The sequence below is a fragment of the Streptomyces sp. NPDC003327 genome, assembly GCF_053589515.1.
In genome coordinates this window covers 31,116-48,440 of record NZ_JBSFSA010000011.1, presented here as the reverse complement: position 1 = coordinate 48,440, position 17,325 = coordinate 31,116, and the positions used below count along the sequence as shown (strand labels likewise).

Below are 17,325 nucleotides of genomic sequence, written 5' to 3'. Positions count from 1 at the left end.
CGGAGCGGTGACCGCCCGGCTTCCGGGACCGCGGCGCTCTCAGAGCGTGCTGCCCACCGGGGGCGGCGACCAGGAGGGGGCCGTGCCCGTCAGCTGGCAGACCAGGAGGTAGAGCGGGATCGGCGGCGTGTACGGGGAGTCCCCGTCGGGGTGGTGGATCAGCCGGGGGCCCCGGTCGGGGATCTCGGCGCCCGGGGCGTAGCAGGCGGGCAGCGGCCAGGTGACGTCGTGGTCGGAGCCGGCCGGGACCAGCCACCACCACCAGTCGCTGTCGGCGTAGACGCAGCCCTTGGCGGGCAGCCGGGACAGGATGCGGAAGCCGAAGCGGGCGGGGACGCCGACCGCGTCGCGGCCGAGGCCGGCGCGCAGGCCGCCGGGGACGGTCAGCCGGGTGCCGCCGAGCGCGGGGGAGCGGAGGGGGACCGTGCCGGGAGCGGCGGGGTCCTCGGAGGAGCGGCGGCTGCGGGGGAGCAGCAGGGTCGTCACGGACTTCAGCACGGTTCCCCCATGCCGTGGGCGAGCTCCGCCCAGACGATCTGGGACGTGCCCTGACCGGTGCGCTCGGCGCCCCAGGAGCTGCAGAGCGCGTCGACGATGAGGAGGCCGCGGCCGCGTTCCTCGGCGCCGCAGTCGCGGATGCGCGGCCCGGCCGGGCCGCCCTCGTCGCGTACGGCTATGCGCAGCTTCTCCTCGCCCTCGCGCAGCTCGCAGACCACGCGGAGGCTCGCGGTGTGCAGGACGGCGTTGGTGACGAGTTCGGAGACGAGGAGCGCGACCGTGTCGCGTATGCCGGGGCCGCAGCCCCAGAGGATGAGCCGTTCCTCCGCGAGGCGGCGGGCGCGGCCCACCGATTCGGTGCGGGCGGGGAGTTCGAAGGCGAAACGGCGCACGGAGGCGTCGGTGCGGGGCTGAGGGCGCGGGGCCGTGACTCGAGGGCTCATGAGACCTGAAGGCTGCGCGTTACCAGAAGCCACGACCGGTTCCTCACAACAGTGGGCAGGACTGCCGTACGGCGCTTCCGCCGGGCGCGAGCGCGCGGAGGCAGCGTGTACTGGTTCACCGGAACACTGTCCTCCTGACTCGGACACTTGGCAAGTGGCACTCTGAAAATTGCAGAGTGCGCTGTTCTCTCTGGACTGGCTTCGTGGCACACTCGTCGAAACAGTGCGTCGGGGAGGTCAGGAGTGAGTGAGCCGCGGTCCGCCCCCACGGTCGGACAGGTCGTTCTCGGCAGGCGTCTGCAGGACCTTCGGGAGCGGGCCGGCCTGAAGCGGGAGGAGGCCGCCAAGATCCTCCGGGTGGCCCCGGCCACCGTGCGGCGCATGGAGACCGCCGAGGTCGCGCTGAAGATCCCGTACGTCCAGCTGCTGCTCAAGGCGTACGGCATCACGGACTCCGAGGCGGAGGGCTTCGTCGCCCTCGCGGAGGAGGCCAACCTCCCCGGCTGGTGGCAGCGGTTCCACGACGTGCTGCCCGGCTGGTTCTCCATGTACGTGAGCCTGGAGGGGGCCGCGAGCCTCATCCGGGCCTACGAACCCCAGTTCGTCCCCGGTCTGCTGCAGACCGAGGAGTACGCCCGTGCCATTCTGCGCAGCGGGGCGGTCGGCGGCAGCGATGCCGAGGAGATCGAGCGCCATGTAGCCCTCCGGATGGAGCGTCAGTCCCTGTTGACCAGGGAGGACGCCCCCAAGTTCTGGGTGATCATGGACGAGACGGTTCTCCGCCGACCGGTCGGTCACGGGCCCGAGGTGATGCGCGACCAGCTCGACCGGCTGCTCGAAGCGTCCGAGTCGCCGAACGTCACCCTGCAGATCGCGGAGTTCGCGTCCGGCCATCACCCCGGCACGTACGGTCCGTTCGTCCTCTTCCGCTTCGCCATGCCCGAACTCCCGGACATGGTCTACAGCGAGTACCTCACCGGCGCCGTCTACCTCGACGCGCGGCCCGAGGTGGCGTCCCACCTGGAGGTCATGGACCGTATGGCGGCGCAGGCCGCGACTGCACAACGCACGAAGGAGATCCTCCGGGTTCTCCGCAAGGAGCTGTGAATGGATCGCATATACAACGGCATGCCCGCCGCTGAGCTCGGTGCCGAGGGCTGGCACAAGCCGTGGAGCGGCGGGAACGGGGGCAACTGCGTGGAGGCCATGAAGCTGGCCGACGGCAGGGTCGCCGTGCGACAGTCCGCAGACCCTGAAGGACCCGCCCTCATCTACACCCACGGGGAGATCGCCGCCTTCATCCAGGGAGCGAAATCCGGTCAGGCCGACTTCCTGCTCACCTGACCCTTCCGTCCCGCCCGAACCGTCGCGTACCTCTTGCAGCAGCGCCACCGTCCGTACCGACCAGGAGAGCCGAGCCGATGACCCAGGACCCCGCATCCGTGAGGATCGACACCAGCAAGCCGCATCCGGCGCGCATGTACGACTGGTTCCTGGGCGGCAAGGACAACTACCCCGTCGACGAGGAGATGGCCCGCCAGCTCCTCACCGTCGACGCCCGCGGCCGGGACATGGCCCGGGTCAACCGCGCCTTCATGCACCGCGCCATCCGCTGGCTCGGCGCCCGGGGCGTGCGCCAGTTCCTCGACGTCGGCACGGGCATCCCGACCGAGCCCAACCTGCACCAGATCGCGCAGGGGGCCGCGCCGGAGGCCCGTGTCGTCTACTGCGACAACGACCCCATCGTCCTCGCCCACGCGGCCGCCCTGCTGCGCTCGACCCCGGAGGGGGCCACCGAGTACATCCAGGCGGACGCGCGGGAGCCCGACGTCATCCTCGAAAGGGCCGGAAAGGTCCTTGATTTCGACCGGCCGATCGCGCTGTCGATGCTCGCGCTGCTCCACTTCGTGGGCGACGAGGACGGCGCGTACGAGCTGGTCGCGAAGATCGTCGACAAGCTCGCGCCGGGCAGCTACCTCGTCCTCTCCCACGTCACCGGGGACTTCGACCCCGAGGGCGCGGCGAAGGCGGCCGCCCTGTACAAGGCGCGCGGGCTGACCCTGCGGCCGCGCTCGCGCGACGAACTCGCCGCGTTCTTCGACGGCCTGGAGATCGTCGAGCCCGGCGTCTCGCTGACCGCCGACTGGCACCCGGAGCTCGGCGAGCCGGTGCCCGTCCAGGGCGACGACCCGATCCCGGGCTGGGCCGGCGTGGCCCGCAAACCCTGATCCCACGCGAGACGACGAAGGCCCGTGGACCCCGGTGGTCCGCGGGCCTTCGGCCGTTCACGAACCCGGCGCCGCCGGTTCGACCAGCGTCACGCGGAAGCTCCGCGGGCGGCTCACGTTCCCGGCGGCGTCGATCGTGCGGTACTCGACGGTGTGCGTGCCGTGGTCCGGCGTCGGGTCGTCCCACGGCACCGCCCGGCTCCGCCCCAGCTTCCCGTACACGAGGTCGTCGATCACCGTGCCCTCCGGCGAGAAGCGGAACGGCGCGTCGGCGTCGGTCGGCCAGCCGTAGTACGTGTACCAGCCGTCGCCGTCGACCCGGAACTGGCTCACCACCGCGCCCTCCTGATCGTCCCGCGCGGCCAGCCGCATGGTGAACGGCCCGTCGTACACGTACTCCACGGGCCGCCCCGGCCGGTGCACGGTGCGCAGCGGCGCGGAGAGCGCGTACGAGGCGGTGGCCGGGCGGGCGTCCACCGTCCACCGCAGCTCCTCGCGCGTGCCGGCGATCCGCGCGGTGAGCGTGTGCGTCCCCGGCCGCAGCCGCAGCGACCGCAGGTCCAGGTCCCGGTCGTTCGCCCCGGTCGGGACGGGCCGGCCGTCGAGCCGCCACCGGACCGCGAGCGCCCGGTCCACCGGGTGCGTGGTGTCCGCGTGGACGACGGTCCCGGCGCCGACCGGCGCCCCGAGCGGGGTGTGCCCGGTGAAGGCGGCCTCCACAGGAGGCGAGGCAGGGGTGGCGAGCGACGGGTCCACCGTCCAGGAGACGGTACGGGTCAGGGCGGCCGAGCCGCGGACCGCCGGGTCCCTGACGAACGGCGTCGGATCGGTCACGGTCGCCGTCAGCGTGTGGCCGCCCGGCGCGAGGGCCAGCCGGCGCAGGTCGACCGTCCGGGCGCCCCGGGTCGGGAGCGTCCGGCCGTCGAGCCGCCAGGTCACGGAGAGCGGCCCGCCGAGCGGGTGCAGAGTGTCCACCCAGACCGTGCGGTCGGCGCCGAGCGGGGCGTCGTTCGGCGTGTGGCCCTGGACCAGGTCGACCTTCGCGGCGATCGCCCGGACCATGACCTCCCGCTCGACCTGGTCGAAGGCGTAGCCGAGCGTCTTCATCAGGGAGTGGCGGGACGGGCGCCAGACCCCCTTCGTGCTGTACAGACCGCCCTCGTGGCGGCCGATAATGCCGCCGGCCTCGCTCTCCTCGCCGAGCCAGCGCCACCACTTGGCCCGCCGCTCGCGCATCTCCCTCTCGGTGAGGAGCGTGTGGTGGGCGGAGTCCGGCTCCTCGCCCTCGTACGTCCCACCGGGCACGCCGCGCCCGTAGTAGTCGTACTCGTCCTGGAGGCCGCCGAGCGAATGGCCGATCTCGTGCGGGGTGACGAGCGCGGAGAGCGCGTTGCCGCCGGACGCGGTGGCGTGACGGCCGCCCGCGCCGCCGTAGGTGGAGCTGTGGGCGAGGGCGACGACCTGCCGGTTGCCCCGTCCGGTGCCGGGGACGAGATCGGCTAGCGCGGCCGCCCTGGCACCGTCCACGGTGAGGAGCCGCTGCACGCTCCGCGGGTCGCAGCCGCCCCAGAACCCCATGCCGAGCGCGGTGTCGCGGTCCGGGGCGTCGAGCCCCGGGTCGCAGTCCACGCCGGAATCCTTCGACGGCACCTCCACCGCCCAGACGTTGATGTACGAGCGGTAGGACGCGAACGGCTCGATGCTCCACAGGGTGCTGAGGTGCTTCGTCAGGTCCGCGCGGAACAAGGGGAGTTCGGCCGCGGTGTAGCCGTCCCCCAGGAACACGAGGTTGAACCGCTTGTCGGCGGGACCGGTGGTCTGCACGGGGACGACGACCGGCCCCTCGCCGACCGTCGGGGTCTCGGCGGCCGCCGGAGCGGTGCCCACCAGCCCGGCGGCCAGCAGGCACACCGCGGTGAGCCGGGCCGCTCCTCTTCGAACGGCCGTGCGCGGCTGTGAGGTCATGGGGCGCGAGCCTAGGCCGCACCCCCTGCCGCGTAAAGACGTTCGTCAGTCGTCCACCCCGGCGACACGTGGACGCGGCGTCGGCGGGGCAGGCCCGGCGCGAGATCCGTGCGTGCGCGGCACGGCGACAACGGCAACGCGGTCAGCGGCGCAGGTACGCGAGGCCGGGGTGCTCCGCCGCGTACCCCTCCAGCAGGCGGCGGGCCACCGACACCGAGTCCACCAGCGGATGGAGCGCGAAGGCCTTCACCGCCGTGGCCCACGAACCGCTCCCCGCCGCCGCGAGGACCTCCCGCTCCACCGCCTTGACCGCCGTCACCAGACCGGTGGCGTGGCCGGGCAGCGGCGCCACCGACACCGGGTGCGCGCCGTTCGCGTCCACGAGGCAGGGCACCTCGATCACCGCGTCGGCGTCGAGGGCGGCGAGCGTGGCGCCGTTGCGCACGTTCAGGATCAGCGTGCTCCGCTCGTCGCGTGCGACCGCCCGCATCAGCGCGAGCGCCACCTTCTCGTAGCCACCGGACTCCAGGTCCTCCTCGTCGCGCTCGCCGACCCCCGCGGCCTCGCGGTTGGCCGCCATGTACGTCGCCTCCCGGTCCGCGAGCGTCCGCCGCCAGGCGGCGAGGGCCGGGGTGCCGGGACGGCCGGCCTCCTCGTAGAAACCGGCCTGCTGGTCGAGGAGGAAGGCGCCGCGGGTCCGCTCCGCGGACCGGTAGGCGGCCACCGCCTCCCGGTTGAAGTAGTAGTAGTGCAGGTACTCGTTGGGGACCGCGCCGAGCGCGCGCAGCCACTCGGTGCCGAACAGCTTCCCCTCCTCGAAGGAGCCGAGCGCCTCCTCGTCGGCGAACAGCCGGGGCAGCACGTCGACGCCGCCGACCCGGAGCCCGCGCAGCCAGCCCAGGTGGTTGAGGCCGACGTAGTCGATCCACGCCGCGTCCGGGTCCGCGCCGAGCACGCGGGCCACCCGGCGGCCGAGGCCGACGGGGGAGTCGCAGATGCCGACGACCCGGTCGCCGAGGATGCGGGACATCGCCTCGGTGACCAGGCCCGCCGGGTTGGTGAAGTTGATGACCCAGGCGTCCGGGGCGAGCGCGGCGATCCGCTCGGCGATCCGCACCGCGACGGGCACGGTCCGCAGCCCGTACGCGATCCCGCCCGCGCCGACGGTCTCCTGCCCCAGCACCCCCTCGGCGAGCGCGATCCGCTCGTCGGCCGCCCGCCCCTCCAGACCGCCGACCCGGATCGCGGAGAACACGAAGTCGGCCCCGCGCAGCGCCTCGTCGAGGTCCGTCGTCGCGGTCACCGCCGGGGCGTCCGGCACGTCGTCGGCCTGCTCGGCGAGGACCCGGGCGACGGCCGAGAGCCGCCGCTCGTCGAGGTCGTACAGGGTGACGTGGGTGATCCGCCCCTCGGCGTGGTCGCCGAGGAGGGCGCCGTACACCAGCGGCACCCGGAATCCGCCGCCTCCGAGAATCGTCAGTCGCATGCCCGTACGCTACTCGCGCGCGTCCCGCCGCCCGGGCCGGACACCCCTCGGTGGCACCCCGCCCGAGCGGCCCGGGTGCGCGGCCCGGTGGGGAACAATGGCCCCATGTCCCGACGCAAGACCCGCCCCCGCACGTCCGCCGCGCCCGCGCCGGCGGTGACCGCGACCTCCCCGTGCCCCTGCGGCCTCGACGCCGCGTACGGCGCCTGCTGCGGCCGCTTTCACGACGGTACGGGCGGTACGGCGCCCACCGCCGAGCTGCTGATGCGCTCCCGCTACAGCGCCTTCGTCGTCCGCGACGAGGCCTATCTGCTGCGGACGTGGGCGCCGGAGACACGGCCGGGCGGGGTCGACTTCGATCCGGCGCTGCGCTGGAGCGGCCTGGAGATCCGGGAGACCGGCGAGGGCACCGCCTTCCACCAGCGGGGCACCGTCACCTTCGTCGCCCGCTACGTCCACGGCGGCGAGCCGGGCGCGCTGCACGAGCGGAGCCGCTTCGTCCGCCACGAGGGGGCGTGGGTGTACGTGAACGGGGAGTTCCTCGGGTAGCGACGGGCGCCGCCCGGGCAGGCGCCGCCCGGGCAGGCGCCGACCGGCCGGGCGGGCGCCGGGCGAAGGGCGCGAGGCGCGCGCGGGTTCACCGGGGGGAGGAGAGCGCCGGGGTGCGCGTCCGCCCCGACGGCAGGCCGTCCGCGAGGTCCTCGGCGACGATCTTCTTGGCGATCGCGTCCGTCGCGACCCGCAGTTCGGGACCGCTCGGCCGGCCGCGCTCGCGCTCCAGCCGGTCGGCGAGCCAGTCGGCCCACGCCCGCGTGATGATCTCCGCCTCCCGCTTGCCCGCCGGCGTGTGCGAGAGCAGATTGCCGTGCCGGGTGAGGAACCCCTCGTCGACCATCCGGTCGAAGGCGGGGAGCAGCACCTCCGGCGGGATCCGCCGCCCCGCGGCGATCAGCCCGAGGCTCGCGTGTCCCACGGTCCGGGTGAAGAGCTCCACCTGCATCACCGCCCAGGCGCCGGCCGTGTCGAGCCGGGTGTCGGAGGCGGCGATGATCCGCCGGGCCGTGTCCATGTCCATGCGCCGCAACAGCCGGCCGACGGCGAGTTCGAGCAGCTTCGCCGAGTCGCCGCTGGTGGTGGGGGAGGCGAAGCCCTCGCCCATGTCGCCCGCGGCGCCGCGGGCGGAGTCGTGCAGGGCGACCTGCTTGAGGAAGAGCGCCACGACGAAGCCGACGGCCGCGACGGGCACCGTCCACAGGAAGACGGTGTGGAGGGTGTCGGCGTAGGCCTGCACCACGGGCTCGGCGACCTGGTCGGGCAGGCCGTGGACCCCGGCCGGGCTCTGCGCGGCGGTCGCGATCGCCGCCGGGTCGAGCCCGGCGCCCGCGCCGAGGGCCGCGGCCTCGGCGACGCCCGTCCGCAGGTTCGGGCCGAGGGAGTTGGCGTAGATGGTGCCGAAGACGGCGGTGCCGAAGGAGCTGCCGAGCGTACGGAAGAAGGTGACGCCGGAGGTGGCGGTGCCGAGGTCGGCGTAGGGCACGGTGTTCTGCACGGCGATGGTCAGCACCTGCATGCACAGACCGATGCCGACGCCGAGCACGAACATGTACAGGGACGCGAGCCAGGCGCTGGTGCCGGGCTCCATGAGGGAGAGCAGGAAGAGGCCGATCCCCATCACCAGGCAGCCGAGGATGGGGAAGATCCGGTAGTGGCCGGTCTTGCTGACGACGTTGCCGCTGAAGACGGAGGCGATCAGCAGGCCGATGACCATGGGCAGCGTGCGGATGCCGGAGACCGTGGCCGAGTCCCCGTCGACGTACTGGAGGTAGGTCGGCAGAAAGGTCATCGCGCCGAGCATGGCGAAGCCGACGACGAAGCTGAGGACCGAGCAGACGGTGAAGACCGGGTTCGAGAACAGCCGCATGGGCAGCATCGGTTCCGCGGCCCGCGTCTCCACCCAGCAGAAGAGGGCGAGCGCGAGCAGACCGCCGGCGAAGAGGCCGATGATGACGCCGGAGCCCCAGGCGTACTCGTTGCCGCCCCAACTCGTGGCCAGGATCAGGGCACTGGAGCCCGCGGCGACCAGCGCGATGCCCGTGTAGTCGATGACCGGACGGCTCGCGGAGCGCACGGAGGGGATCGTGCGGGCGGCGGCGATCACGACGAGGATCGCGATGGGCACGTTGACGTAGAAGGCCCAGCGCCAGCTGGCGTGGTCGGTGAACAGGCCGCCGAGCAGCGGTCCGATGACGGTCGAGACACCGAACACCGCGCCGATCGCGCCCTGGTACTTGCCGCGCTCGCGCAGCGGGATGACGTCGGCGATCAGCGCCATCGAGGTGACCATCAGACCGCCGGCGCCGATGCCCTGGAGGCCGCGCCAGACGATCAGCAGCGTCATGTTGGTGGCGAGGCCGCAGAGGAACGAGCCGGTGATGAAGACGACCGCCGAGATCTGGAAGATCACCTTGCGGCCGAAGAGGTCGCCGAACTTGCCGACGAGCACGGTCGCGACCGTCTCGGCGAGGAGGTACGAGGTGACCACCCACGACATGTGGGCGGCGCCGCCGAGGTCCGCGACGATCGTGGGCAGCGCCGTGCCGACGATCGTCTGGTCGAGGGCGGCGAGGAGGACGCCGAGCATGATCGTGCCGAAGACGATGTTGCGGCGGCGGTTGTCGAGCACGGGCGGCTCGGTCGCGGCCGGGGGTGCGGGCGCTGCGTCGCTGGTGGTGGTCACCCTGGCAGCGTCACACCGGGGCCGTCCCCGTGCATGCGGGGGACGGCCGAACCGGTGTACGGCTGACGGCTGAACCGGTCTACGGCTCACGCCTGACGGGCGCACTGCTCACGGCTCCGGCGCGGCGGCCGGCCGGTGCGGCGGCGCGCCGCCGCTCAGCGGGTGACGAGCAGGCGGGGGTGGTGCTTGGCGAGGATCTTGTTCGCGCGGGCGAGCGCGGCGAGGGCGTGTTCCCGGTCCGCCCGGTCCTCCGCGCAGAGCGGCCCACGGAAACGGGACACCTCGCGCGCCGCGCAGTCCGCGTCGACCTCCGCCTGGAGGACGTGCAGCGGCAGACAGGAACCGATCATGGCGGCCACGCGGTCGGGGATCGGTACGGGTACGAGGGGCGAGGGCGAGGCGATCACGGGTCAGTCCTAGTCGGTCCGGGAACGGTACGGAAGGGGTCTCCCTCTCATACGTACCGGATGGCCGTCCCGGTTCAGGAACGGCCCCGTCGCGGCCGGGCAACGCCCGGGCGCCCGCCCCGCGTCACGCGCGCCCCCGCACGCGCCAAGGCGCGCCGCCCCGGTGATCGCGGCCGCGGACGTTCCCGCAGGTGCGGGGCCGGGCGGCCGCCGGGGGGTTGTGCGCCGACGCCGCGCATCGCGCGCGTGTACGACGAACGGGCGGCCCTCGGCAAGCCGTTGAGGATCTTGGGCCGTCGTCGGAGTGTGTGGCATCTCACTCCCGCCGGTGCGTTCCTAGGACAGGATCTCCGACAGGTCGTACGAGACGGGTTCGTCCAGCTGTTCGTATCCGCAGGTCTCGGGCGTGCGGTCCGGGCGCCACCGCTTGAACTGGGCCGTGTGCCGGAACCGGTCGCCCTCCATGTGGTCGTACCCCACCTCGCAGACCCGCTCGGGCCGCAGCGGCACCCACGACAGGTCCTTCTTGCCCGACCAGCGGCTCGGGGCACCCGGCAGCCGCGCCGCCGCGTGGGCCGCCTCGTCCGCCCACGCCGCCCAGGGGTGGCCGTCCGGCGGGTCCATGCGCAGCGGCTCCAGCTCCTCGATCAGCTGGGCCCGCCGTGCGGCGGTGAAGGCCGCGCAGACGCCGACGTGCTGGAGCGTGCCGCCGCCGTCGTACAGGCCGAGCAGCAGCGAGCCGACCACCGGGCCGCTCTTGTGGAAGCGGTATCCGGCGACGACGACGTCGGCCGTCCGCTCGTGCTTGATCTTGTACATGAGGCGGGCGTCCGGCCGGTACGGCAGGTCGAGCGGCTTCGCCACGACCCCGTCCAGGCCCGCGCCCTCGTACTGCTCGAACCACTCGGCGACGACGGCCGAGTCCCGGGTGGCGGGGGCCAGGTGGACGGGGGCGTCGACCCCGTCGAGCACCCGCTCCAGGGCCGCCCGCCGCTCGGTCAGCGGGGCGTCGAGGAGCGCGGTGTCGTCGAGGGCGAGCAGGTCGAAGGCGACGAAGCGGGCCGGCGTGGTCTCCGCGAGCATGCGGACCCGGGAGTCGGCCGGGTGGATGCGCTCGCTGAGCCGGTCGAAGTCGAGGCGGCCCTCGTGCTCGATCACGATCTCCCCGTCGACCACGCAGCGCTCCGGCAGACGCGCGGTCAGCGCCTCGACCAACTCGGGGAAGTAGCGGGTGAGCGGCTTGCCGGTGCGGCTGCCGATGACCAGCTCGGGCCCGTCGCGGTGGACGACGGCGCGGAAGCCGTCCCACTTCGCCTCGTAGTGCATCCCGGGCGGGATCTTCTTCACGGACTTGGCGAGCATCGGCTTCACGGGCGGCATCACCGGCAGATCCATGGGTTGATTGTCCGGTATGCGGGAGTTGTCGGCGAGCCCTAGGCTGGCCCGCATGGCAGGCAAGGCGGCAGCGGTGGAACTCGAAGTCGGCGACAGGACCGTGCGGGTCTCCAACCCGGACAAGGTCTACTTCCCCGAACGCGGCTACACGAAGCTGGACATGGTCGGCTACTACCTGGCGGTCGGCGACGGCATCACCCGGGCCCTGCGGAACCGGCCCACCACCCTGGAGCGTTACCCCGACGGGGTGACGGGCGAGTCCTTCTTCCAGAAGCGGGCCCCGAAGTACCTCCCCGACTGGATCCCCACCGCCCACATCACCTTCCCGAGCGGCCGGTCCGCCGACGAGATGTGCCCGACGGAACCGGCGGCCGTGCTGTGGGCCGCCAACCTCGGCGCCGTCACCTTCCACCCCTGGCCGGTCCGGCGGGACGACACCGACCACCCCGACGAACTGCGCATCGACCTCGACCCGCAGCCCGGCACCGACTACGGCGACGCCGTGCGCGCCGCCCACGAGCTGCGCGCGGTCCTCGACGAGCACGGGCTGCGCGGCTGGCCCAAGACCTCCGGTGGACGGGGCCTCCACGTGTTCGTGCCGATCGCGCCCCGCTGGACCTTCACCCAGGTCAGACGGGCCGCCATCGCCTGCGGCCGGGAGCTGGAGCGGCGGATGCCGGACAGGGTGACCACCCGGTGGTGGAAGGAGGAACGCGGCGAGCGGATCTTCGTGGACTACAACCAGACGGCCCGCGACCGGACCATCGCCTCCGCCTACTCCGTACGCCCCCGGCCGCACGCCCCGGTCTCCGCGCCGCTGCGCTGGGACGAGGTCGACGACGCGGCACCGGAGGACTTCGACATCCGTACGATGCCGGCCCGGTACGCCGAGCTGGGCGACGTGCACGCGGACATGGACGACGAGCGCTTCGGGCTCGACTCCCTGCTCGAACTGGCGCGCCGGGACGAGGCGGAACACGGGCTCGGCGACCTGCCGTATCCGCCGGAGTACCCGAAGATGCCGGGCGAGCCGAAGCGGGTGCAGCCGAGCCGCGCGAAGAAGGAGTGAGGGGCCGGCGGGTCGGCGTCGGCCCGCCGTCGCTCGCTGGCCCTAAAACAACACGAACGGTCGTGCTAGCATTTTTTCACATCCAGGCCGACCGAGGAGATCCGGCATGTTCCCGATGGCTCCGCTCGTACGCACCGCCCTCAACGCCGCCGCGCGCCTCGCCCCCGGCCCGGCCGGCCGCTGGGCCTTCCACCTCTTCGTCCGCCCGCTCGGCCGCGCCGCCCTCAGGCCCGTCGAGCGGGAGCTCTTCGACCGCGCCCGCACCGACCGCCTGCGCGTCCACGGCAAGGACGTCGTCACCTACGCGTGGGGCGACGGGCGGCGGCCCGTGCTCCTCGTCCACGGCTGGTCCTCGCGCGCCTCACGGATGAGCGCCTTCGCCGAGCGGCTCCTCGCCCTCGGCTACAGCCCGGTCACCTTCGACGCGCCCGGCCACGGGGAGTCCACGGGCAGTGCGAGCAACATCCTCGAATACCGCGAGATCATCAGGGAGTTGCACGCCCGGCACGCGCGCGACGGCCGCTTCGAGGTCGTCGTCGCCCACTCCTTCGGCGTCCTCGCCTCCCTCTTCGCCCTGCGCGACGGCGTCCGCACCGGCCGGTTCGTCGGCCTCGGAGGCGTCGGCTCCTTCGATCTGCTCCTCGCGGGCTTCCGGTCCCACCTCGGCGTCGACGACCTGGTGGTCCGGCGCATGCGCGAGCACGTCGAGCGGCACCTCGCCCCGGCCGAACCCGGCATCTGGGAGCGCTTCGGCGCCGACCGGGCCCCGGAGGAACTCGGCGCGCCCGTCCTGCTGTTCCACGACGAGGGCGACGACATGGTCCCGCTCGCCCACGCCCGCCTGATCGCGGACGCCCACGGCGCGCGGGCGCGGCTCGTCGTCACCCGGGGCCTCGGACACCGGCGCATCCTCACGGACCCGACGGTGCTCGGCGAGGCGCTCGCGTTCCTGCACGGGGACGGGGACGGGGCCGGGGACGTCATCACCGCGGCGGACGTCCGGTCACGCGACCGGGCGGCGACCCTCTGACCGGACCCGCGGCGGCTCAGGGGGCGTCGAGGGCCGCGCGGCCCCGGGGGGTGGCGGCCGCGCGGAGGCGGGCCAGGACGCCCCGGTCGGCACGCTCGTACGCGGCGGTGTCGCCGAACAGCACCGACTGGGCGTTCCCGGCCTCCATCAGCGCGATGATCTCGAACGCCACCTGCTCCGCGTCCAGGTCCCCGGCGAACTCGCCGGCCGCGCGCGCCTCCGTCAGGGCCCGCTCCACGTACGCCGTCCAGTCCCGCCGGGCCTGTGCCACCGCGTCGTGGACCGGGCCCGTCCGCGCGTCGAACTCCGCCGAGACCGCGTAGAAGAAGCAGCCGCCCGCGAAGACGCGCTCCGCGGAGTACGCGAGCCAGTTCCGGCACAGGTCGCGGACCCGTCGCGCGCCCGGCGGCACCTCGGCCAGCGGCGTGACGACCCGCTCGGCGAAGACGGCGACCGCCGCCCTGACCGTGGCGAGCTGGAGCTCCTCCTTGGAGCCGAAGAGCGCGAAGACGCCGCTCTTGCTGAGCTTCAGCTCGGTGGCGATCCGCCCCAGCGACAGGCCCTCCAGGCCCTCGACCGAGGCGATGTCCATCGTCCGGCCGAGCACGAGGCGCCGGGTCTGGTTGCCGCGTTCGACCCGGCCGTCCGTCCTGGCGGCGGGGGTGTTCCCGGTGGTGGCGCTCATGCCCCACATCGTACTGAACGCACGACCGTGCGGATATCTCTCCCGCGCGCCGCCTTGTGTTTCCGGCGGCCGTGCCCACGCCATTGATCGAACGTTGATGGCCTGTTTACGCCCGTCCGGCAGCGTGGGGGTCATGCAGACGGATACCGACGTGCTCACCGCCCCCGACCTCTCCTGGCGCGAGAACGCCCTGTGCGCCCAGGCCGGACCGGAGTTCTTCTTCCCGGCCCCCGGCTCGTCGACGCGCGAGGCCAAGCAGCTGTGCGGAGCCTGCGAGGGACGGCTCGCCTGCCTGGAGTACGCCCTCACCCACGACGAGCGGTTCGGGGTGTGGGGCGGCCTCTCCGAGAAGGAGCGGGGTCGGCTCAAGCGCGGTCAGCGCCACTGAACCGCCCCGCACCAGCCCCGCACCCGTCCCGCCGGGCCGGTGCCGCCCCGCCGGGCCGGTCTCAGCCGGCGGCGCGGGCGGCCATCCGGGCCTTGCGGGCCGCGAGCTTCTCGTCGAACGTGCTGGCCTCGCTGTCGAGCCCGTTCATGTAGAGCCCCAGCTCCTCCTGGGCGCGCAGGCCCTCCGGGCCGAGGCCCTCGATCTGGAGGACCTTGAGGAAGCGCAGCACGGGCTGGAGCACGTCGTCGTGGTGGATGCGCAGGTTGTAGATCTCGCCGATCGCCATCTGCGCGGCGGCCCGCTCGAAGCCGGGCATGCCGTGTCCGGGCATCCGGAAGTTGACCACGACGTCGCGCACGGCCTCCATGGTCAGGTCCGGGGCGATCTCGAAGGCCGCGCCCAGCAGGTTCCGGTAGAAGACCATGTGCAGGTTCTCGTCGGTCGCGATGCGCGACAGCATCCGGTCGCAGACCGGGTCGCCCGACTGGTGGCCGGTGTTGCGGTGCGAGATGCGGGTGGCGAGCTCCTGGAAGGCGACGTACGCCACCGAGTGCAGCATCGAGTGCCGGTTGTCCGACTCGAAGCCCTCGCTCATGTGCGCCATCCGGAACTGCTCCAGCTTGTCCGGGTCGACCGCGCGCGAGGCGAGCAGGTAGTCGCGCATCACGATGCCGTGGCGGCCCTCCTCGGCGGTCCAGCGGTGCACCCAGGTGCCCCAGGCGCCGTCGCGGCCGAAGAGCGACGCGATCTCGTGGTGGTAGCTCGGGAGGTTGTCCTCGGTGAGCAGGTTGACGACGAGGGCGATCTTGCCGATGTCCGTGACCTTGGACTGCGACGGCTCCCAGGCCTCGCCGTCCTCGAAGAAGCCGGGGAAGTTGCGGGCGTCCGACCACGGCACGTACTCGTGCGGCATCCAGTCCTTGGTGACCTTCAGGTGCCGGTTGAGCTCCTTCTCCACGACCTCTTCGAGCGCGTAGAGCAACCGAGCGTCGGTCCACCCTGCCGAGCTGCCGAGATGGGGAGAAGTGAGCGTCACAGGGACTCCAGGGGACGGAGGGCTTACGGGCATGCGGGTACCTACGGCTTCGTAGGTTACGAGACCGTAGGTTAAGCCTCCATAAGGCTTCGGCCAAGCCCGTCCCGGCGATGTCCGATTACGTTCCGTTATGCGTGCTGCTCGCGAGGCGTGCCGGAGGCGCAGGTCACGTCGTCCGTGCGCCACCTCGCGTTGCACCTCGCGCGTCAGTACGGCTACACAGCGCATGCGAGGGGCGCGGTCAGGAAGGCCCGAACCGCCCACGCCCGCCGCACCCCGCGCGCCCTCCCGTGACGCCGGCTACCCCGCCTCCGCACGCGACGCGGACTCCCGCACCTCCTCCGGCGTCGTCGGCCGCAGCTCGCCGTCGAGCAGCAGCCAGCGGGTGATCCCCAGCGACTCCAGGAACGCCATGTCGTGGCTCGCCACGATCAACGCCCCCTCGTACGCGTCGAGGGCCGCCGTCAGCTTCCGCACCGACGCCATGTCCAGGTTGTTCGTCGGCTCGTCCAGCATCAGCAGCTGGGGAGCCGGCTCCGCCAGGAGCAGCGCCGCGAGCGTCGCCCGGAACCGCTCGCCGCCCGACAGGGTGCCCGCGAGCCGGTCCGCCCGCGCGCCCCGGAACAGGAACCGCGCGAGCCGGGCCCGGATCGCGTTCCCCGTCGCAGCGGGCGCGAACCGCGCCACGTTCTCCACGACGCTCAGCCCGTCGTCGAGGACGTCGAGCCGCTGCGGCAGGAAGCGGAGCGGCACGCGCGCCTCCACCTCGCCCGCGAGCGGCTCCCACTCACCGGCGATCGTCCGCAGCAGCGTCGTCTTGCCCGCGCCGTTCCGCCCCACCAGGGCGATCCGCTCCGGACCCCGCAGCTCGAAGCCGCCCCTGACCCGGGCCCCGTGGCGCAGTTCCAGGTCGCGCAGCAGCAGCACCTCGCGCCCCGGTGGCACCGAGGTGTGCGGCAGCTCGACGCGGATCTCGTCGTCGTCCCGTACGGCCTCGACCGCGGTGTCGAGGCGCTCCCTGGCCTCCGAAAGGCGCTCGGTGTGCAGGGCGCGGTGCTTGCCGGCCGAGACCTGGGCCGCGTCGCGGCGGCCGTTCGCCACGATCTTCGGGACGACCTTGTTCGCGTAGCTCTTCTGCGCGTACCGCTTCCGCCGCGCCAACTTCATGTGGGCGTCGGCGAGTTCGCGCTTCTGGCGCTGGACGTCGGCCTCGGCGACGCGGACCGTCCGCTCCGCCGCCTCCTGTTCGGCGGCGAGCGCCTCCTCGTAGGCGGACCAGGCGCCGCCGTACCAGGAGACCTCCCCGTCCCTGAGGTCGGCGATCTGGTCGACCCGCTCCAGCAGTTCACGGTCGTGGCTCACCACGACCAGGACCCCGGACCAGCGCTCCACCGCCTCGTACAGCCGGGCCCGGGCGTACAGGTCCAGGTTGTTCGTCGGCTCGTCGAGCAGCAGTACGTCGGGCCGGGCGAGCAGCAGCGCGGCCAGGCGCAGCAGCACCGACTCGCCGCCGGAGACGTCGCCGACGGTCCGGTCGAGGCCGATCGCGCCGAGGCCCAGCTCGTCCAGCACGGCCCGCGCGCGCTCCTCGACGTCCCAGTCGTCGCCGAGCGCCGCGAAGTGCTCCTCCGCCGGATCGCCCGCCTCGATGGCGTGCAGCGCGGCCCGCTTCGCGGCGATGCCGAGGATGTCGTCGACCCGGCGCCCGGTGTCCAGGACCAGGGTCTGCGACAGGTAGCCGATCTCGCCGGAGACCCGGACCGTGCCGGACGCCGGCGTCAGCTCGCCGGCGATCAGCTTCAGGAGGGTCGACTTGCCGGAGCCGTTCAGGCCGACGAGCCCGGTCCTGCCGGGGCCGACGGTGAGCCGGAAGTCGTCGAGGACCTCCGTGCCGTCCGGCCAGGAGAAGGAGAGGGAAGAACAGGTGACGAAGGTGGGGTGATGTGCCATGGAGGCCT

17 protein-coding genes are annotated in these 17,325 nt (G+C 73.1%); 7 read left to right on the top strand and 10 right to left on the bottom strand.

The genetic code is table 11. The features are described from left to right. Nucleotides 1–39: 39 nt before the first annotated feature. Together ACWDVG_RS12830 and ACWDVG_RS12825 are read right to left on the bottom strand one after the other, a co-directional pair. A complete protein-coding gene (locus tag ACWDVG_RS12830; protein WP_451698967.1) occupies nt 40–498 on the bottom strand; it encodes a hypothetical protein in 459 nt (152 codons plus the stop codon). Beyond that, entirely contained in the window at nt 492–941 is a 450-nt protein-coding gene (locus ACWDVG_RS12825; RefSeq protein WP_451698966.1) for an ATP-binding protein, read from the bottom strand. The genes ACWDVG_RS12830 and ACWDVG_RS12825 overlap by 7 nt, the downstream gene beginning before the upstream one ends. A 243-nt stretch (nt 942–1,184) precedes the next feature. Between ACWDVG_RS12825 and ACWDVG_RS12820 the strand changes: the two genes are divergently transcribed. The 3 genes from ACWDVG_RS12820 (at nt 1,185) to ACWDVG_RS12810 (ending at nt 3,169) form a co-directional block, all read left to right on the top strand. After that, nucleotides 1,185–2,048 (top strand): helix-turn-helix domain-containing protein, encoded by an 864-nt coding sequence (locus ACWDVG_RS12820; protein WP_451698965.1) that lies wholly within the window; start codon nt 1,185–1,187, stop codon nt 2,046–2,048. Next, the gene (locus ACWDVG_RS12815) at nt 2,049–2,285 is read left to right on the top strand and encodes a DUF397 domain-containing protein (protein ID WP_015037566.1); all 237 of its coding nucleotides are present in this window, start codon (nt 2,049–2,051) and stop codon (nt 2,283–2,285) included. A gap of 77 nt (nt 2,286–2,362) precedes the next feature. After that, nucleotides 2,363–3,169, top strand: coding sequence for an SAM-dependent methyltransferase (locus ACWDVG_RS12810; RefSeq protein ID WP_451698964.1), 807 nt, complete (start codon nt 2,363–2,365; stop codon nt 3,167–3,169). Between the two features lie 57 nt (nt 3,170–3,226). Here ACWDVG_RS12810 and ACWDVG_RS12805 read toward each other — a convergent pair whose 3' ends face one another. Further along, nucleotides 3,227–5,134: a M64 family metallopeptidase gene (locus tag ACWDVG_RS12805; protein ID WP_451698963.1), complete on the bottom strand. Its 1,908-nt coding sequence runs from the start codon at nt 5,132–5,134 to the stop codon at nt 3,227–3,229. A 142-nt stretch (nt 5,135–5,276) separates the two neighbouring features. Then, nucleotides 5,277–6,620, bottom strand: coding sequence for a 6-phospho-beta-glucosidase (locus ACWDVG_RS12800; RefSeq protein WP_451698962.1), 1,344 nt, complete (start codon nt 6,618–6,620; stop codon nt 5,277–5,279). Nucleotides 6,621–6,725: 105 nt separating this feature from the next. Between ACWDVG_RS12800 and ACWDVG_RS12795 the strand changes: the two genes are divergently transcribed. Next, nucleotides 6,726–7,169 carry a YchJ family protein gene (locus ACWDVG_RS12795; protein ID WP_451698961.1) on the top strand — a complete coding sequence of 148 codons (444 nt, stop codon included), beginning with the start codon at nt 6,726–6,728 and terminating at the stop codon, nt 7,167–7,169. Nucleotides 7,170–7,257: 88 nt separating this feature from the next. Here the strand turns inward: ACWDVG_RS12795 and ACWDVG_RS12790 are convergent, their stop codons facing one another. The 3 genes from ACWDVG_RS12790 to ACWDVG_RS12780 form a co-directional block, all read right to left on the bottom strand. Further along, complete coding sequence (locus ACWDVG_RS12790; RefSeq protein WP_451698960.1) at nt 7,258–9,357, bottom strand: MDR family MFS transporter; 2,100 nt, start codon at nt 9,355–9,357, stop codon at nt 7,258–7,260. Nucleotides 9,358–9,512: 155 nt separating this feature from the next. Next, a complete protein-coding gene (locus ACWDVG_RS12785) occupies nt 9,513–9,707 on the bottom strand; it encodes a hypothetical protein (RefSeq protein WP_451699197.1) in 195 nt (64 codons plus the stop codon). A gap of 393 nt (nt 9,708–10,100) precedes the next feature. Further along, nucleotides 10,101–11,159 (bottom strand): ATP-dependent DNA ligase, encoded by a 1,059-nt coding sequence (locus ACWDVG_RS12780; protein WP_451698959.1) that lies wholly within the window; start codon nt 11,157–11,159, stop codon nt 10,101–10,103. Between the two features lie 52 nt (nt 11,160–11,211). On the opposite strand from ACWDVG_RS12780, the gene ligD reads away from it, so the two are divergent. Then, nucleotides 11,212–12,228 carry a non-homologous end-joining DNA ligase gene (gene ligD / locus ACWDVG_RS12775; RefSeq protein ID WP_451698958.1) on the top strand — a complete coding sequence of 339 codons (1,017 nt, stop codon included), beginning with the start codon at nt 11,212–11,214 and terminating at the stop codon, nt 12,226–12,228. Nucleotides 12,229–12,334: 106 nt separating this feature from the next. Further along, complete coding sequence (locus tag ACWDVG_RS12770; protein ID WP_451698957.1) at nt 12,335–13,258, top strand: alpha/beta hydrolase; 924 nt, start codon at nt 12,335–12,337, stop codon at nt 13,256–13,258. 16 nt (nt 13,259–13,274) lie between these two features. On the opposite strand, the gene ACWDVG_RS12765 is transcribed toward ACWDVG_RS12770, so the two are convergent. Next, nucleotides 13,275–13,943: a TetR/AcrR family transcriptional regulator gene (locus ACWDVG_RS12765; protein WP_451698956.1), complete on the bottom strand. Its 669-nt coding sequence runs from the start codon at nt 13,941–13,943 to the stop codon at nt 13,275–13,277. 133 nt (nt 13,944–14,076) lie between these two features. Here ACWDVG_RS12765 and ACWDVG_RS12760 point away from each other — a divergent pair, with 133 nt between their 5' ends. After that, a complete protein-coding gene (locus ACWDVG_RS12760; protein ID WP_451698955.1) occupies nt 14,077–14,331 on the top strand; it encodes a WhiB family transcriptional regulator in 255 nt (84 codons plus the stop codon). A 61-nt stretch (nt 14,332–14,392) separates the two neighbouring features. Here ACWDVG_RS12760 and ACWDVG_RS12755 read toward each other — a convergent pair whose 3' ends face one another. Together ACWDVG_RS12755 and ACWDVG_RS12750 are read right to left on the bottom strand one after the other, a co-directional pair. Beyond that, on the bottom strand, nt 14,393–15,367 hold the full coding sequence (locus ACWDVG_RS12755) for an acyl-ACP desaturase (RefSeq protein ID WP_451698954.1): 975 nt from the start codon (nt 15,365–15,367) through the stop codon (nt 14,393–14,395). Nucleotides 15,368–15,667: 300 nt separating this feature from the next. Continuing rightward, nucleotides 15,668–17,317, bottom strand: coding sequence for an ABC-F family ATP-binding cassette domain-containing protein (locus tag ACWDVG_RS12750; protein ID WP_451698953.1), 1,650 nt, complete (start codon nt 17,315–17,317; stop codon nt 15,668–15,670). Between the last annotated feature and the right edge of the window lie 8 nt (nt 17,318–17,325).

What these genes read in the sequence shown, in the direction of transcription:
- ACWDVG_RS12825 (WP_451698966.1), bottom strand. Translation starts at nt 941, where the DNA reads ATGAGCCCTCGAGTCACGGCCCCGCGCCCTCAGCCCCGCACCGACGCC.
- ACWDVG_RS12815 (WP_015037566.1), top strand. Translation starts at nt 2,049, where the DNA reads ATGGATCGCATATACAACGGCATGCCCGCCGCTGAGCTCGGTGCCGAG.
- ACWDVG_RS12810 (WP_451698964.1), top strand. Translation starts at nt 2,363, where the DNA reads ATGACCCAGGACCCCGCATCCGTGAGGATCGACACCAGCAAGCCGCAT.
- ACWDVG_RS12805 (WP_451698963.1), bottom strand. Translation starts at nt 5,134, where the DNA reads ATGACCTCACAGCCGCGCACGGCCGTTCGAAGAGGAGCGGCCCGGCTC.
- ACWDVG_RS12800 (WP_451698962.1), bottom strand. Translation starts at nt 6,620, where the DNA reads ATGCGACTGACGATTCTCGGAGGCGGCGGATTCCGGGTGCCGCTGGTG.
- ACWDVG_RS12795 (WP_451698961.1), top strand. Translation starts at nt 6,726, where the DNA reads ATGTCCCGACGCAAGACCCGCCCCCGCACGTCCGCCGCGCCCGCGCCG.
- ACWDVG_RS12785 (WP_451699197.1), bottom strand. Translation starts at nt 9,707, where the DNA reads ATGATCGGTTCCTGTCTGCCGCTGCACGTCCTCCAGGCGGAGGTCGAC.
- ACWDVG_RS12780 (WP_451698959.1), bottom strand. Translation starts at nt 11,159, where the DNA reads ATGGATCTGCCGGTGATGCCGCCCGTGAAGCCGATGCTCGCCAAGTCC.
- ligD (WP_451698958.1), top strand. Translation starts at nt 11,212, where the DNA reads ATGGCAGGCAAGGCGGCAGCGGTGGAACTCGAAGTCGGCGACAGGACC.
- ACWDVG_RS12770 (WP_451698957.1), top strand. Translation starts at nt 12,335, where the DNA reads ATGTTCCCGATGGCTCCGCTCGTACGCACCGCCCTCAACGCCGCCGCG.
- ACWDVG_RS12765 (WP_451698956.1), bottom strand. Translation starts at nt 13,943, where the DNA reads ATGAGCGCCACCACCGGGAACACCCCCGCCGCCAGGACGGACGGCCGG.
- ACWDVG_RS12760 (WP_451698955.1), top strand. Translation starts at nt 14,077, where the DNA reads ATGCAGACGGATACCGACGTGCTCACCGCCCCCGACCTCTCCTGGCGC.
- ACWDVG_RS12750 (WP_451698953.1), bottom strand. Translation starts at nt 17,317, where the DNA reads ATGGCACATCACCCCACCTTCGTCACCTGTTCTTCCCTCTCCTTCTCC.